The organism is Cupriavidus sp. SK-4 (assembly GCF_000611125.1).
GTDB lineage: Bacteria > Pseudomonadota > Gammaproteobacteria > Burkholderiales > Burkholderiaceae > Cupriavidus > Cupriavidus necator.
Window position 1 is genome coordinate 1 of sequence record NZ_JFJW01000124.1, and the last position, 15,397, is coordinate 15,397.

Annotated in this window: 11 protein-coding genes; 8 read left to right on the top strand and 3 right to left on the bottom strand. The window is 70.1% G+C overall.

Features of this window, described 5'->3' with window-relative positions:
* Positions 1-96: 96 nt before the first annotated feature.
* Entirely contained in the window at positions 97-855 is a 759-nt protein-coding gene (locus tag CF68_RS26005; RefSeq protein ID WP_035824499.1) for an IclR family transcriptional regulator, read from the bottom strand.
* A gap of 255 nt (positions 856-1,110) precedes the next feature.
* On the opposite strand from CF68_RS26005, the gene CF68_RS39005 reads away from it, so the two are divergent.
* The 5 genes from CF68_RS39005 to CF68_RS26025 all read left to right on the top strand — a co-directional run bounded on the left by CF68_RS39005 (position 1,111) and on the right by CF68_RS26025 (position 6,281).
* Positions 1,111-1,785, top strand: a complete 675-nt coding sequence (locus CF68_RS39005) for an AMP-binding protein (protein ID WP_255351143.1) — start codon at positions 1,111-1,113, stop codon at positions 1,783-1,785.
* Positions 1,779-2,684, top strand: coding sequence for a class I adenylate-forming enzyme family protein (locus tag CF68_RS39010; RefSeq protein WP_255351144.1), 906 nt, complete (start codon positions 1,779-1,781; stop codon positions 2,682-2,684). Before CF68_RS39005 ends, CF68_RS39010 begins: the two co-directional genes overlap by 7 nt.
* Before the next feature lie 148 nt (positions 2,685-2,832).
* Positions 2,833-3,999: a thiolase domain-containing protein gene (locus CF68_RS26015; protein ID WP_035824501.1), complete on the top strand. Its 1,167-nt coding sequence runs from the start codon at positions 2,833-2,835 to the stop codon at positions 3,997-3,999.
* Between the two features lie 17 nt (positions 4,000-4,016).
* Positions 4,017-4,415, top strand: coding sequence for a Zn-ribbon domain-containing OB-fold protein (locus CF68_RS26020; protein WP_035824510.1), 399 nt, complete (start codon positions 4,017-4,019; stop codon positions 4,413-4,415).
* Between the two features lie 126 nt (positions 4,416-4,541).
* On the top strand, positions 4,542-6,281 hold the full coding sequence (locus tag CF68_RS26025; RefSeq protein ID WP_084187438.1) for a long-chain fatty acid--CoA ligase: 1,740 nt from the start codon (positions 4,542-4,544) through the stop codon (positions 6,279-6,281).
* A 77-nt stretch (positions 6,282-6,358) separates the two neighbouring features.
* Here the strand turns inward: CF68_RS26025 and CF68_RS26030 are convergent, their stop codons facing one another.
* The gene (locus CF68_RS26030) at positions 6,359-7,081 is read right to left on the bottom strand and encodes a hypothetical protein (protein WP_035824503.1); all 723 of its coding nucleotides are present in this window, start codon (positions 7,079-7,081) and stop codon (positions 6,359-6,361) included.
* 224 nt (positions 7,082-7,305) lie between these two features.
* On the opposite strand from CF68_RS26030, the gene CF68_RS26035 reads away from it, so the two are divergent.
* Positions 7,306-8,469: a CaiB/BaiF CoA-transferase family protein gene (locus CF68_RS26035; RefSeq protein ID WP_035824504.1), complete on the top strand. Its 1,164-nt coding sequence runs from the start codon at positions 7,306-7,308 to the stop codon at positions 8,467-8,469.
* A gap of 253 nt (positions 8,470-8,722) precedes the next feature.
* A complete protein-coding gene (locus CF68_RS26040) occupies positions 8,723-9,691 on the top strand; it encodes a tripartite tricarboxylate transporter substrate binding protein (protein ID WP_035824505.1) in 969 nt (322 codons plus the stop codon).
* A 30-nt stretch (positions 9,692-9,721) separates the two neighbouring features.
* Here the strand turns inward: CF68_RS26040 and CF68_RS26045 are convergent, their stop codons facing one another.
* The gene (locus tag CF68_RS26045; RefSeq protein WP_152548553.1) at positions 9,722-12,490 is read right to left on the bottom strand and encodes a LuxR C-terminal-related transcriptional regulator; all 2,769 of its coding nucleotides are present in this window, start codon (positions 12,488-12,490) and stop codon (positions 9,722-9,724) included.
* 335 nt (positions 12,491-12,825) lie between these two features.
* Between CF68_RS26045 and CF68_RS26050 the strand changes: the two genes are divergently transcribed.
* On the top strand, positions 12,826-15,397 hold a 2,572-nt coding region (locus CF68_RS26050), incomplete at its 3' end, for a LuxR family transcriptional regulator (protein WP_035824515.1).

Here is a 15,397-nt window from a genome sequence, read left to right on the forward strand (position 1 = left end):
GTGCGCCCTGCCGGGCGCACCCAAAGAAAAAGCGGCGCCGAAGCGCCGCTTTTGAGATGTCGGGGATTTGCGCGGTCCTGCCGCGCCCAGCCGGGTTCAGCCGCCGGTATGGCCGAGCGCGCGTGACAGCGCGGCGGCCTCCGCCACCACCATCGCCACATGCCGGTCCAGCGCCTCCTGCGTGGTCCGGCTGGCCGGGCTGGCGATGCTCAGCGACGCCACTGCCGCGCCGCTGTGGTCGCGCAGCGGCGCGGCAGCAGAGACGGCATCGGCATCGCGCTCGCCGAGCGATACGGCATAGCCGGCGGCGCGGATCGCCGCGAGCTCGTCGCGCAGGGCTTGCGGTTCGATGATGGTCTTGGCGGTGAAGCGTTCAAGCTGCTGCGCCAGCACGGCGTCCAGCACCTCGGGCGCAGCGAAGGCGAGCAGCAGCTTGCCGGAGGCCCCCACGTGCAGCGGCCGGCGGTTGCCGATCTCGGTATGCACGCGGACCGATTGCGTCGACTCATGCCGCGCCACGCACACCGACTCCAGCCCATCGCGCACGCGCACGATGACGTTCTCGCCACAGGCCGCGCCGATCGCCGCCAGCCGCGGCGCCACCAGCTTGACCAGGTCGAACTGCTCGCGCGCGGCATTGCCCACCAGCAGCGCGTTGTAACTGAGCTTGTAGACCGCCGCCGTCGACTCGCGCGCGATCGGGCCGCGGTGCTCCAGCGTGGTCAGCAGGCGGAACGCGCGCGCCTTGGTCAGCCCGGCCCGCCGCGCTAGTTCGGTCACGCCCAGCGATGGGTGCTCGGCCACCAGCATCAGCAAGCCCAAGGCTTCGTCCACCGCTTCAACGATGTAGGTCATCGATCCTTCTTCGCCATGTTCGTAAATGCCCCATCGCGGATTGTAGCGGTCGCCGCAAGCATTCGGTATGCACTGCGTCACACGGACAGGCGATTCATGAGCGCCGCAAAGAATGAGGAATCAGGCAGAACCTCTGGCGATGGGAGAGCATCACCTGCGAATCCCACAATCTGGAAATTTCGAATGCAAGCCTCGGCTTATGATCGGCAGTACTCGCGGCACCTCATGCACAGATTAGAGATAACGGAGACAACCTTGTACCTGACCAGAGCCCTGCACCGCTCGCTGCAGCAGCAGCCCGACCAAGTCGTCACCATCTTCCGCGGGCGGCACCGCACTTACCGTGAATTCTGCGACCGCGTGGCGCGCCTGGCCGGCGCGCTGCAGGCGCTCGGCATGCAGCCGGGCCACCGCGTCGGCATCCTGGCGCTGAACTCTGACCGCTACCTCGAGTACGCCATGGCCGCCTGGTGGGGCGGCGGCGTGCTCAATCCGGTCAATGTGCGCTGGAGCGTGCCTGAAGTGGTCTATTCGCTGGACGACTGCGATACCGGTATCCTGGTGATCGATGACCAGTTCCTGCCGATGGCCGCGGGCATCCGCGAGACGGCCAAACGCACGCCAGTGCTGATCCACGCCGGCGACGGCGATGCGCCCGACGGCATGCTGTCGTTCGAGCAGTTGGTCGCGCAAAGCGCCCCGGTGCCCGACGTCCAGCGCGGCGGCGACGACCTTGCCGTCATCATGTACACCGGCGGCACCACGGGCTTCCCCAAGGGCGTGATGCAGACCCACAGCACGCTGTGGTGCGGCTGCCTGCAGCGCATGGCGGATACCCCGCCGCTGCGCGGCGGCCGGGCGCNCTGCGCGGCGGCCGTGCGCTGCATGTCAATCCGTTCTTCCATGTTGCGTCGATGGCGCGCGTGCTGAACCAGTTCCTGGCAGGCGAAACGCACGTGATCATGCCGATGTTCGAGCCGCGCGAGATGCTGGAGACCATCGAGCGCGAGCGCATTTCCGAACTGGCGCTGGTGCCGACCATGATCCAGATGCTGATCAGCCATCCCGATTTCCCGAAGCGCGACCTGCGCAGTGTGCGCCGCCTGGGCTACGGTGCCTCCGCCATCAGCGCGGCCGTGCTGGAGCAGACCATGGAGAAACTGCCGGGCGTGGACTTCGCCCACTCCTACGGCATGACCGAGTCCATGATCGTCACCACCAACCCGCCCGAGAACCACAGCCCGGCGGCGCGCGCGCAGGGCCTGCACCTGTCCGCCGGATGCGCCGGCATCGGCATCGAAGTGAAGATCGTCGACCCCGAGGGCAATGGGGTGCCGCGCGGCACCGTGGGAGAGATCCTGGTGCGCAGCGCCGGCGTCACGCCCGGCTACTGGAACCGTTCGGAAGACACCGCCAAGGCCCTGCAGGACGGCTGGCTGCACACCGGCGACGGCGCCTACATGAATGACCGGGGCTATATCTTCATCGTCGACCGCCTCAAGGACATGATCGTCAGCGGCGGCGAAAACGTCTATTCCGCGGAAGTGGAGAACGTGCTCAGCCGCCACCCCGCCGTGGCGATGAGCGCCGTGATCGGCGTGCCGCATGAGAAATGGGGCGAGGCCGTGCACGCGGTAGTGGTGCTCAAGCCCGGCATGCAGGCGACCGAAGCGGAAATCCAGGAACATTGCCGCGCGCATATTGCCGGCTACAAATGCCCCAAGACGGTGGAGTTCCGCCAGGCAATGCCGCTGTCCGGCGCGGGCAAGATCCTCAAGCGCGACCTGCGCGCGCCGCACTGGGAAGGCAAGACGCGCGCGGTGAACTGAGCGTCGCGCCCCCCGATCCTGCCTACGCCTGCACCCGGCTGCGCTTCATCTGGAGTCCGGTAAGTCGGTCTTCAGGTCCCTCAGGACAGAATGAACAAACCGCTGCAATATCCATGCGTAGCACCATTTGAGCACGAGAGGAGAAATGATGAGCATCAACGGCAAGGCCTATATCGTCGGCGCCTATGAGCACCCGACCCGCAAGGCACCGGACAAGTCGGTGGCGCAGCTGCACGCTGAAAGCGCCAAGGGCGCGCTGCAGGACGCGGGCCTGACGCTGGCTGACGTGGACGGCTACTTCTGCGCCGGCGACGCGCCGGGGCTGGGCGCAGTCAACATGGTCGACTATCTCGGCCTCAAGGTGCGCCATGTCGATTCCACCGACACCGGCGGCTCCGCCTACCTGGTCCATGTCTCGCACGCGGCGCAGGCCATCGCGGCCGGCAAGTGCAACGTGGCCCTGATCACGCTGGCGGGGCGCCCGCGCTCGGAAGGCTCCAGCGGCACGCAGGCGCGCAACTGGGGCGCCAACCTGCCCGACGCGCCGTTCGAGAGCCCCTTCAGCCCGGTCACAGTCAACCTGTACGCGATGGCGGCCATGCGCCATATGCACGAGTACGGCACCACCGCCGAGCAGCTCGCCTGGGTCAAGGTGGCCGCGTCGCACCACGCCCAGCACAACCCCCATGCCATGCTGCGCGACGTGGTCACGGTCGAGGACGTGCTGAACTCGCCGATGATTTCCGATCCGCTGCACAAGCTCGACTGCTGCGTGGTCTCGGACGGCGGCGGCGCACTGATCGTGGCGCGCCCGGAAATCGCCGCCACGCTGAAGCGGCCCAAGGTGAAGATCCGCGGCGCCGGCGAGTACATCAAGGGCCAGCTCGGCGGCGAAGTCGACCTGAGCTGGTCCGGTGCGCGCTTCTCGGGCGCGACGGCGTTTGCCGAAGCGGGCGTCACGCCGGCCGACATCAAGTACGCGTCGATCTACGACAGCTTCACCATCACCGTGCTGATGCAGCTGGAAGACCTGGGCTTCTGCAAGAAAGGCGAAGGCGGCAGATTCGTCGCCGACGGCAACCTGATCTCGGGCGTCGGCAAGCTGCCCTTCAACACCGACGGCGGCGGCCTGTGCAATAACCATCCGGCCAACCGCGGCGGCATCACCAAGGTCATCGAGGCCGTGCGCCAGCTGCGCGGCGAAGCCCACCCGGCGGTGCAGGTCGCCAACTGCGACCTGGCGCTGGCACAAGGCACCGGCGGCTACCTGGGCTCGCGCCACGGCAGCGCCACCCTGATCCTTGAACGTGAATAATGCGCGGGAGCAATGACATGACGACCCCACATACCCCCCTTGCCTACAAGGCGCCGGACGAACAGCCCGACAACCTGCCCTTCTGGCAGGCCGCGCGCGAAGGGCAATTGCTGGTCAAGGTCTGCGACGACTGCGGCAAGCCCCACTGGTATCCGCGCGTGCTGTGCCCGTTCTGCATGGGCACCACCTCATGGAAGCCGGCCAGCGGCCGCGGCACGATCTACAGCTTCAGCGTGACGCGTCGCGCCGGCCCCAATCCGTTCTGCATCGCCTATGTGAAGCTGGACGAAGGCGTGACCATGATGACCCATATCATCGACTGCGACCTCGACACGGTGCGGATCGGGCAGACGGTGCAGGTGAAGTTCTCGCCCAGTGATGGCGGCGCCCCGGTGCCGACTTTCACGCTGGCCTGAGGCCGGGCTGAACCTATCAAGGAGAGCAGCGGCAGCGAACGCACTATCTACTACGAGAACGGCCGCCGCTGCTGGATGGCGATACCGCGTTCTGACGGCAACTGCAACATGACAGAGAAGACAACCATGACCAACAACTATCCGCCCGATGCAGGCGTCGCCGCCGCCCCCACGGGCCCGCTTGCGGTGGATGCCGCAGTGGCGCTCGGCGACGTGCCGCGCGTCTTCCATATGCCGCACACCACGCTGGCCGAGAACCTTGAGATCTCGGCCCAGCGCTTCCCCGACAAGGTCGCGGTCCAGTTCTACCACGGCGCCACCACCTATGCCGAACTGCTGGCGCAGGTGGAGCGCATGGCCGGCTACCTGCAGCAGGCATGCGGCGTGCGCCGCGGCGATCGCGTGGTGCTGCTCAGCCAGAACAGCCCGCAGTTCATCGTGGCCTACTACGCGATCCTGCGCACCGATGCCGTGGTGGTGCCGGCCAACGCCATGCTGCTGGAAGACGAGCTGCGCCATATCGTCACCGACAGCGGCGCGGTGGCAGCGTTTGCCGCAAGCGAGCTGGTCGGCCAGGTGGCGCCGCTGCTCGGCACCACGCCGCTGCGCCACGTGATCGTGCATCACTATGGCGATGCCCTGCCCGCGCAGCCCGATGACAGCCTCGCGATTCCGGACTGGGTGCAGCAGCGCTCGTCCGGCGCGGCGTTGCCGGCCGGCGCGGTCCACTGGCAGCAGGCCATGGCCGCCGGCTTCACGCCATCGCCGCGCGCCGCAGGCGTGGACGACCTGTGCATGCTGCCCTACACCTCGGGCACCACCGGGGCGCCCAAGGCCTGCATGCACACGCACCGCACGGTGATGGTGTCGGTGGCGGGCTCGCAGCTGTGGCGGCGCTCGCACGCGGAATCGACCTTCCTGGCAGTAGCGCCGATGTTCCACCTGCTCGGGCTGCAGAACGGCGTCAACGCACCGGTCTACATGGGCGGCACCATCGTGCTGCTGCCGCGCTGGGACCGGCGCACCGCGGCGCAGCTGGTAGCGCGCCATCGCGTCACGTTCTGGGCGGCGCCGCCGCCGATGCTGGTGGAGTTCTTCGCGCAGCCGGATATCGAGTCATTTGACCTGAGTAGCCTGGCCTGCGTGGTCGGGGGCGGCGCGGCGGTGCCCGACAGCACCGCGCGGCTGATGAAGGAGCGCTACGGACTGCAGTTCGTCGAAGGCTATGGCCTGACGGAGACCGCCTCGTTCATCATCGCCAACCCGCTCGCCGCGCCGCGCTCCGGGCACCTTGGCGTGCCGACCTACGGCGTCGATGCGCGCGTCATCGATCCCGCCACGCTGGCCGAAGTGCCGCGCGGCGAAGTCGGCGAGATCGTGGTGCACGGCGCGCAGGTGATGCTGGGCTACTGGAACCAGCCCGCGGCCAATGCCGAGAGCTTTATCACGATCGACGGCAAGCGCTTCTTCCGTACCGGCGACCTCGCCAGCGTCGATGGCGACGGCTACTTCGTCATGCGCGACCGCCTCAAGCGCATGGTCAACGCCTCGGGCTACAAGGTGTGGCCGGCTGAGGTGGAAGCGATCCTGCATACCCACCCTGCCATCCTGGAAGCCTGCGTGATCGCCGCGCGCGATCCGCACCGGGGCGAGACCGTGAAGGCGGTGATCGTGCGGCGTGACGGCGCCGGCGTTTCCGAGGAAGAGTTGCTGGCGTGGTGCCGCACCAGCATGGCGACCTACAAGGCGCCGCGCATCGTGCAGTTTGTCGAACGCCTGCCGCGCTCCGCCACCGGCAAGATCGCGTGGCGCGAACTGCAGGAGCAGGAGATGCAGGGCGCCCCGCTGCCGAACCACAGCAAATAAAACAGCGCGCCGGTCCGCAAGGTCCGGCGCGCCGTTCTGTTCTTGCCGGCCACTGCAGCATGGCCGTCGCATCGCTTTCAGGCCGTCAATGCGCCCCTTGCCGGCATGGCGTTGCCGCGCCGGCTGATGGTCCAGGCGGTAAAGGGATCCGCCGCGCTGCGGTGCTGGGTCCAGTGTGTGCTGCAGGTATCGCACTGGTGCTCGCGCGTCTGGCATTGCACGCCGGCGGCCAGGCTGCGCCACTGCATGTCGCCCAACGGGCGCAAGGCACCGTGGCCGTTGGCGCAGCGCGCGTCCAGGCGCAGGCGCTCGCAGCGGCGGCACAGCGGCCGCGCCGATGCGGCGGGCAGCACCCGCAACTGCGCGGCAGCCGGTGGCGCCTGCGCCACCGCGGGCAGCACTGCGGCCTGCGCATCTTCCATCCGCGCGGTCATGCCGACGCGGCTGCGCGTGCGGTGCAGCGCCGCCCAGTACAACGCGCGCACCGCATCGGAGCCATCGCACATCGCCGCGGCGCGGCAGCGCTCGGCCTGCCGGTGCAGCGGCAAGCCGAACTCGGCGGCCGAGGCAAAGCAGACCACCTGCGCGCGTGGCGAGCCGTCTTCGATCCAGCGCTCGAACAACTGCGCCAGCCGATGGCGGCAGGCGTCGTCATCACCGTCGGCCTGCGCGAGCGCGAGACGATGCGCACGCCGGCTCAGCGAGCGCACCTCCTGCCTGAGCTCGCTCAGGACCGGCAACAGGCGTGCGGGCTGCCGTGCCCGCGTTGGCGATGCGATTGCGCGCTGGGTATTGCTCACTTCTGGCTCCGGCTCACTTCGTCTTCCGGCCTGCACTGGCGGCCGCATGGTGAACCGATTATAGGAGCGCATTTGTGCACCGCAGGAAGGGTGGGCGGCCTACTACCTGATACGGGTGGGGCTCGGGGGGGCCCGCTTTTGGTCTACTTGCAGCCAGTGCAAAAGCGCAATCAAGGGCATGGGTGCGTCCCATTCAAACAGGACTGAGCAAGAGGAGAACCACCATGGGTGTACTGAGCGGAATCCGCGTACTGGAATTCGAAGCCATCGGGCCGGGCCCGTTCGGCGCAATGCTGCTGGCCGACATGGGCGCCGACGTGCTGCGCGTCGACCGCCCGGCGGCGCCGGCCGACCTGGGGCCCAAGTCGGCCACTGGCAAACGCGTGGATATCACCGGACGCGGCCGCCGCTCGGTCACGCTGGACCTGAAGCAGCCGCAAGCGCAGCGCGCGGCGCTGGCGCTGGTCGAACGCGCCGACGTGGTGATCGAAGGCTTCCGCCCGGGCACCATGGAACGCCTGGGCCTGGGGCCCGATATCGCGCTGGCGCTCAACCCGAAGCTGGTCTATGCGCGCATGACCGGCTGGGGCCAGACCGGCCCGCTGGCCGACCGTGCCGGCCATGACCTGAACTATGTCGCGCTGTCCGGCGTGTTGTCGGGTATCGGTCGCGCCGGGCAGGCACCGGTGCCGCCGCTGAACCTGGTCGGGGACTATGGCGGCGGCGGCATGCTGCTGGCGCTCGGCGTGGTGGCGGCACTGCTCAACGTCCAGCGCGGCGGCAAGGGCCAGGTGGTCGACGCGGCCATGACCGAAGGCGCCGCGCAACTGGGCGCGGTGTTCTGGGGCCTGCTGGCCTCCGGCAACTGGCGCGAACAGCGCCAGGCCAACGTGCTCGACGGCGGCGCGCCCTGGTATGACAACTACCGCACGCGCGACGGCAAGTACATGTCGATCGGCCCGGTCGAGGGCCGCTTCTACGCCGAGCTGCTGGACAAGCTGGGCCTTGCCGGCAAGGACCTGCCGGCCCAGTACGACCGCAACGGCTGGCCGGTGCTGCGCGAGCAGTTCGAGGCCGTCTTCCTGACCCGCACGCGCGACGAATGGTGCGCCGTGTTCGAAGGCAGCGATGCCTGCATCGCACCGGTGCTGGAATTCAGCGAAGCGCCCAACCACCCGCATCACCGCGCACGCGGCAGCTTCGTCGAAGTCGCGGGCGTGGTGCAGCCGGCACCGGCGCCGCGGTTCCTTGGCACGCCTTCCGAGATCTCCGGCCCCGCGCCGGCGCGCGGCGAGCATGGCGCCGCCGCGCTGCGCGACTGGGGCTTCGATGCCGATGGCGTGGCACAGCTGCAGGCACAGGGCCTGGGGCTGATGGCAGAGCGCTAAGGCGCACACGCGCGGCTGGCGCCGCGCCGTACAACCCAATCTCCACCTGGCCGGCATCGTCCGGCCGCGTGCTTTGCTCCGGCCTCGTGCCGGAGCTTTCTTTTTATGGCTCCCCTGCTGCGTGCCACCACCACCTAGGGCAATCCCGCCCAGCCGATATGGGGGGCATGCAAGGTGCCGGGCATCCTATAACTTCCCACATGCAGCTTCCTTGCTGCGCCGCCCCCTACTCCCTTTCCCGAGGTATCACATCATGCGCATGAAGTCCCTGATCGCGATGGCAGCGATGGCGTGGAGCGCCGCCTGCGGTGCCCAGAGCTACCCGTCGCGTCCCATCACCTTCGTTGTCCCGGGCCCGCCCGGCGGCGCCACCGACACCGTGGCGCGCGCGCTGGCCGAAGACATGGGCAAGCGTCTCGGGCAAACCATCATCGTCGACAACAAGCCCGGCGGCGCGGGCGTGATCGCCGTGCAGGCCATCACGCGTGCCGCGCCGGACGGCTACACGATCCTGCTCACCCACTCCTCGCCGCTGATCAACACGCCGCACCTGTACCGCAACGTGCCGTACGACGTGCGCCGGGACCTGGCCTTTGTCACCGAACTCTGCGTCGCCAAGATCGTGCTGGCCGTGAACCGGGACGTGCCGGCGAAGAACGTGCAGCAGTTCCTCGACTGGGCCGCGAAGAACAAGGGCAAGGTCAGCTACGGCTCCTATGGCGTCGGCACCTTCCCGCACCTTGTCGGCGCGCACCTGAACCAGGTGCGCGGCCTGGACATGGCGCACGTGGCCTACAAGGGTGAAGCGCCAATGGCGCAGGACATGATCGCCGGCAATATCGCCTGGGCGATCGGCTCGATGAGCACGCTCGGCCCGCATATCAAGAGCGGCCGGCTTACCGCCCTCGCCGTGATGGGCGACAAGCGTATCAAGGAGCTGCCCGAGGTACCGACCATGGCCGAGGCCGGGCTGAAGGAGCAGGAACTGCGCTCGCCCGCCTGGCTTGGCCTGTTCGCGCGCTCCGGCACGCCGGCGGCGGTGCTGTCGCGGCTGGAAGCGGAAGCGCGGGCGTCGGTCCAGTCGCCGACCATGCGCGCGCGGCTCGAGGCACTGGCCATGGATCCGGTGGGCAACTCGCCGGCGGAGTTCCGGCGCGAATTCGACGCGACCGAGCCCGTGGTCGCCCAGATGATCAAGGCCAGCGGCGCCACCGCGGAATAAGGCAAGCGCGCAGCCGGGTGGCCAGTGCGGTCAGCCCGGCCGCTGCAACGCGCTGCGCGCCACCAGGATGGCATCGTAGCGGCGCGACACATCGAGCTTGGCGTAGATCTGCCGCAGGTTCCACTTGACGGTGTCGACGCTCAGGTTGAGCACCAGCGCAATGCGCTTGTTCGACATCGACTGCTCCAGCAGCGCCAGGATCTCGCGCTCGCGCGGGGTCAGCAGCCGGCCCTTGCCGACGTCGGCCGGCGGCAATGCGGCCGGCGCAGCTGCGGGCTCGGCGCTGGGCTCGGCCGGCCCGGGCGGCGGCGCCGGCATCGCGGCGGCCTCGCACAGGCGCGCCAGGTAAGCCCCGCGCCCTGCCGCGCCACCGTCCTCCCTGCCAGCCATGCGTGCCAGCAAGCCGAAGGTACGTTCGCCTTCGTCGAGGAAAGTGCGCACCAGCCCCAGCCGCTCGCCCGCCGCCAGCGCGGCTTCGAGGTACGGTGCCGCTTCATCGGAACGATAGAGGTCGTCGAGCGCGGTGGCCTGCAGCAGGTCGACCGTCACAAGCAGCGGTTCCCGCACCGAAGCCACGTACAGGCCACGCACGGTGCCAAGCGCGGCAAGCGCCTGCGTGGGCTCGCCTTGCGCCAGCGCCAGCCGGGCGCGGGCCAGCGCCGCCACGGCGGCGATTTCCTGGCCGCGCGGTGTAGCGCCCGGATCCTGCCGGCCCAGTTCCTCCAGCGAGGCCTGCAGCCGCTGCGCGTGGCGCAGGTCCTTGCCCAACAGCGTCAGGCGCTGGCGCTCGGCCGCCACGCGCGCCACCCCGCGCGGCAGGCCGCGGCGGTGGAACATGGCTTCGGCTTCCACCAGTTCCGCCAGGGCTTCATGGCGCGCGCCGGCCAGCCATTGCAGCCGGGCATGGCACAGCGCCGCTTCGATCAGCACGTCCGGGGTGCCGGTACGCAGCGTCTGCAGCCGGCCCGCCAGCACTTCGCTGGCTTCGGCAATGCGATCCTGCTCGTACAGCGCGGCAGCCACCGGCACCGCGCACAGGCTGGCCGCGATCGAGCGGCGCCCATAGGCATGCTGCGCGGCCGCCAGCACGTCCGTGCCGAGCCGCAGCGTCTCGTAGGCATTGCCCTCGATCCAGGCCATCAGCGCCAGCGTGCCGGCACCCATCAGCGCGATCTCGGTGTCGCCGGGCTGCGCCGCGCAGCGGTAGGGCGCACGCGAGCGGGGCTGGCAGCCCAGCAGGGTGCCGTAGCGCAATGCCAGGCTCATGCGGATCTGCTCGAGCGCGGGATTGCCCGGTGGCCTGCCCTGCAGGCTGTCGAGCAGCACCTGCACCCGCGGGTGGTCGTCCTGCTGCGCGGCAATGGTCGCGCGCATCACCGTGGCGTGCACCACGGTATCCACGCCGGGCCCGGCACTGGCTTCCCAGCGCCGGATCCAGTGCTCGGCGTGCTGCGGCCGCACCGAAACCACGCACGCCCATGCCGAGGCCAGCAGCAGCGCCGGGTGCAACGCCAGCTGCGCGGGTGCGATGCCGTCGGCCCATTGCAGAAAGTCCCGCAGCGGACTGACGCCGGGCAACTGGGCCGCAGTGGCCTCCACCAGCGCCAGCACACGGCCAAAGTCGCCGCTGCAGAGCGCGTGTCCGATGGCCTCCGCCTGCTTGCCGCAACGGTCCAGCCACGCGGACGCAAGCCCGTGCAGCCGCTGCAGCTCGGACAGTCCATGCGGCCCGGGGCCCGTGCCGTGCTCCAGGTCATGCAGCAGGTGCGCCCGGAACAACGGGTGGAAGCGGTACCAGCCCTGCCCGCTCCCATCGGCAACCTCATCCGGCTCGGGCGGGGCTGGCTCCAGGAACAGGCCGCGCGCGGCGATCTCGGCAAGGCGCGCCGGCGCCTGCGCGCAGCCGGCAAGCAGCGCGGCAAGATCGGCATGGATGCGGCGTGGCACCGCGAGGCAGCGCATGAAGTCCAGCAACGCCGGCGGCAATCCGGCAGTCACCTCCTCCTGCCAGTAGGCATGCAGGGCAGCGGATTGCGCGTGCGGCCACGCCGGCTCCTGGCCCGTGCGCAGCGATGCGGCAACCAGCTCCAGGCCGGCGGGCCAGCCTTCGGTGACTTCCTGCAGCGCCACCGCCGTGTCGACGGCGGCTTGCGAGTTCTCCCTGCGCGCGATGCGTCCCTCCACGCGCTGGCCGACGAAGGCCAGGGTTTCGGCAACGCTGAAGGCCAGCTCGGCGCGGCCGGCTTCGGCCAGCTCCCGGTCGGCGCGCAGCCGGGCCAGGGCCAGCCCGGCCTCGCCGCGCGCCGCGGCGACGATATGCAGGTGCGGCAGGCGCGCGCACAGCACACCCTGCAGGAAGGCCAGCGTGGCCGGGTGCCGCAGGCGGTCGAGCCCGTCCAGCATCAGGTAGACCTCGCCCGGCACGCCGTCCAGCAGCGCGACGAACGCGGGCAGCAAGGCGGCGGGGTGTGCCGGGTCGAAACCGAACTCCGGGCCGGGGCGGCACAGGCGGATGCCGGCCTGCCGCAGGCTGGCGTCGAGGCTGGCGCAAAACTGGCCCAGGTCGTCGTCTTCCGGCGCGAGCGTGAGCCAGGCCACGCGCGCGCCACCGGCCAGCAGGCGGTGGCGCCACTGCGCCATCACGGTGGTCTTGCCATAGCCGGCAGGCGCAGTCAGCAATGTCAGCCGGCCATGCCTGGCATCGTGCAGGCGCTGCAGCAGGACCTCGCGCGCAATCGAGCGCCGGCTCTGGCGCGGTGGCACGAGGCGGGTCGCGACGGCAGCATGTATGGTTTCCATGGGCGTCCAGCGGTGCGCAATCGAAGCAGGGGCAAAGGGACGAAGGAGCGAAGGCGTGAAACGGCACGCGCTTCGCCGGCGGGCTTGCCGCTGCGCGAATATAAGGCGACGCCTTGTGACCGGACACCCGGCAAACCCTCCCCCACCTGTTCCGGGTGGCCTGCGGGTGCTGTGCGCGTCTCACCCGGACCACGCGGACAGCCGGCCAGGCGTGGCTTGGCCGCCGCGCCGCGTCTGCCAGTACAATCTCCACAAGGTGCCGCCTTTGCCCGGCATCGCGCTGCCTCTCCCGCATTTCCTCCGCACCTCACCTGCACCGTCCTCCAGCCTCGCCCATGCCCCAGACGCCAGCCAATCCGCCAGCAGCTCCTCGTAGCCAGCCCGCCGCGCCGGTCTCGCAGCCGTCCCGGCCGCCCTCGCTGCGCAGCGCGGCGCGCGTGGTCGCGCGCGAGCGCCTGCTGGCACAGCTGACCGAGGCGCGGCGCCGGCGCTGCATCGTGCTGCAGGGCCCGGCCGGCTACGGCAAGACCGCGCTGCTGACCGCATGGCGGCTGGACCTGCTGGCGCTCGGCTTCGACATGGCCGCGCTGACGCTGGAGCCGGCCGACAACGAGCGCCAGCGCTGGCTGGACCGCCTGCTCGGCTGCCTGTCCGAGGTCAGCCCCGCGCTGACGCGCGAAGCCATGGTGCTGGCCGACCGCGGCACGGACGACGAAGCCGTCGAGCGCGCCATCATCGCGCTGGTGCGCGGCATTGCCGCCCACCCGCGCGACGTGACGCTGGTGCTCGACGACGTGCACCACCTGACGGCGCCGCGCGTGCTGGAACCGCTGCAGTGGCTGCTCGACTATGCCCCCGCCAATTTCCATGTGGTGCTGGCCTCGCGCGTGGCGCTGCCACTGTCGCTTGGGCGCCTGCGCGACCAGGGCATGCTGCTGGAGCTGGACCAGCGCGACCTGCGCTTCACGCTGGCTGAATCGCAGCATTTCCTGCGCGCCCAGCTGGGCGACATCAGCCCGCGCGATGCGCGCATGCTGCACGAGCTGACCGACGGCTGGGTGGCCGGCCTGCAGCTGTTTGCCGCGCACTGGAAGCGCAAGAAGGCCAACGCCAGCGGCCTCACCTTTGCCACCGGCTTCGTGCAGGCCAGCGTGCAGGATGCCGGCGCCTTTGCCGAGTATTTCGAACGCGAGGTGCTGTCGCGCCTGGCGCCGGACGAAGCCGAGCTGCTGGTGCGCGCCGCCGCGTGCGAACGCTTCACCGCGTCGCTGTGCGAGGCCCTGGGCGAGCAGGCGCTGGGCGAAGGCGAGATCCTGGCGCTGCTGGCACGGCTGGAACAGGAGAACCTCTTCATCACCCCGGCGCAGGGCCCCGAGCGCGAATCCTGGTACCGGCTGCATCCGCTGCTGCGCGAGACCCTGGCCCAGCGTTTCCGCTCGCGCAGCGAGGCCCAGCAGCGCGCCGTGCACGCGGCGGCCTGGCGCTGGTTCCGCGACCATCGCATGCTGGAAGAGGCCGTGCGCCATGCGGTGCTGGCCGGCGATGCCGACACCGCCGCCGACCTGGTGCAGCGCTATGCCGACACCCTGATCATGCGCGGCGAGGTGCGCAAGGCGCTCGGGCTGCTGCGCGCCATCCCCGCCGACCAGGTGCAGGCGCGCCCCGAACTGCGCCTGCTGGCCCTGCGCACGCAGATGTTCTCGCGCGACCTGGATGCGTGCGCCGCGGCCGCGGACCGGCTCGAGGCCGACATCCCGCCGGGCGACGCCTCGCTGCGCTACCGGCTCGCGCTGCTGCGTTTTTCCCTGGTGCTGCTGCGCGACGACAGCCAGGGCGCGCTGGCGCTGCTGCCGCAGATCGAGAACGTGCCCGCCGACATGCCGGCGCTGTTTATCGGCTCGCGCAACAACCTGCTGTCGTGGCTCTACATGCACCTGGGCGACTACGAGCGCGCCCGCCGCATCCAGACCGAGGCAGCGCCGCTGGTGATCGACGGCATGCCGCTGCTGGGCACCGCCAGCGGCATGCTCAACGGGCGCTGCATGATCGGCTTCAGCCATGCGCTGGAAGGCAACATGATCCAGGCCGAGCGCGTCGCCCGCGACGTGCTGCGCGAAGTCGAGCAAGCGGGCCACGGCGGCGCCGGCGCCGAGCCGGAGTACTTTGCCGCGGCACTGCTGGGCGAGGCGCTGTACGAGCAGAACGACCTGGAGGCCGCGCGCCGGCTGCTGGAAGACCGGGTCGACGTGCTCGAGCGGGTATCGATCCCCGACTCGGTGCTGCGGGTGCACACCGTGCTGGCGGCCGCGCACTGGATCTGCGGCCACCGGCTCGATGCCTTCGCGCAACTGGAGCGGCTGGAAGACTACGGCACGCAACTGCGCCTGGACCGGCTGGTCGCGCAGAGCCTGGCCAACCAGATCCGGCTGCACCTGACCAGCGGCGACATTGCCGCCGCCGAGGCCGCGCTGGCGCGCCTGGACACCATTGCCGCGCGCCATCGCAATGCGCCGCGCGGCTCGCTGGACGCCATCCACATGGTGACCGAGCGCGCCCACCTGCTGCTCAGCCTGGCGCATGACGACATGCGCGGGGCCGAGGCCCGCACCGCAGCGCTGATCGCGTACTGCGAGGCGCGCGGCTGGCAACGCCACGTGGCGCAGACGCACATGCTGGCGGCCGTGGTGGCCTCGCGCCGCGGCGACGCCGAGGCGGCACGCACGCATGTGCTGGAAGGCTTGCGCCGGGGCCACCGGCTCGGCCTGATGCGCAGCGTGATCGATGCCTGCCCCGGTGCACTCGGCGAGATCGTGCGCGTGGCCGCGGACACCACGCTGGACCCGGTGCTGGCCTTCTATGTCGAACGCCTGCAGGCCACCGTGCCGCCGCGCGCCGCGCAAGCCGGCG

What these genes read in the sequence shown, in the direction of transcription:
- CF68_RS26005 (WP_035824499.1), bottom strand. Translation starts at nt 855, where the DNA reads ATGACCTACATCGTTGAAGCGGTGGACGAAGCCTTGGGCTTGCTGATG.
- CF68_RS26015 (WP_035824501.1), top strand. Translation starts at nt 2,833, where the DNA reads ATGAGCATCAACGGCAAGGCCTATATCGTCGGCGCCTATGAGCACCCG.
- CF68_RS26020 (WP_035824510.1), top strand. Translation starts at nt 4,017, where the DNA reads ATGACGACCCCACATACCCCCCTTGCCTACAAGGCGCCGGACGAACAG.
- CF68_RS26025 (WP_084187438.1), top strand. Translation starts at nt 4,542, where the DNA reads ATGACCAACAACTATCCGCCCGATGCAGGCGTCGCCGCCGCCCCCACG.
- CF68_RS26035 (WP_035824504.1), top strand. Translation starts at nt 7,306, where the DNA reads ATGGGTGTACTGAGCGGAATCCGCGTACTGGAATTCGAAGCCATCGGG.
- CF68_RS26040 (WP_035824505.1), top strand. Translation starts at nt 8,723, where the DNA reads ATGCGCATGAAGTCCCTGATCGCGATGGCAGCGATGGCGTGGAGCGCC.
- CF68_RS26045 (WP_152548553.1), bottom strand. Translation starts at nt 12,490, where the DNA reads ATGGAAACCATACATGCTGCCGTCGCGACCCGCCTCGTGCCACCGCGC.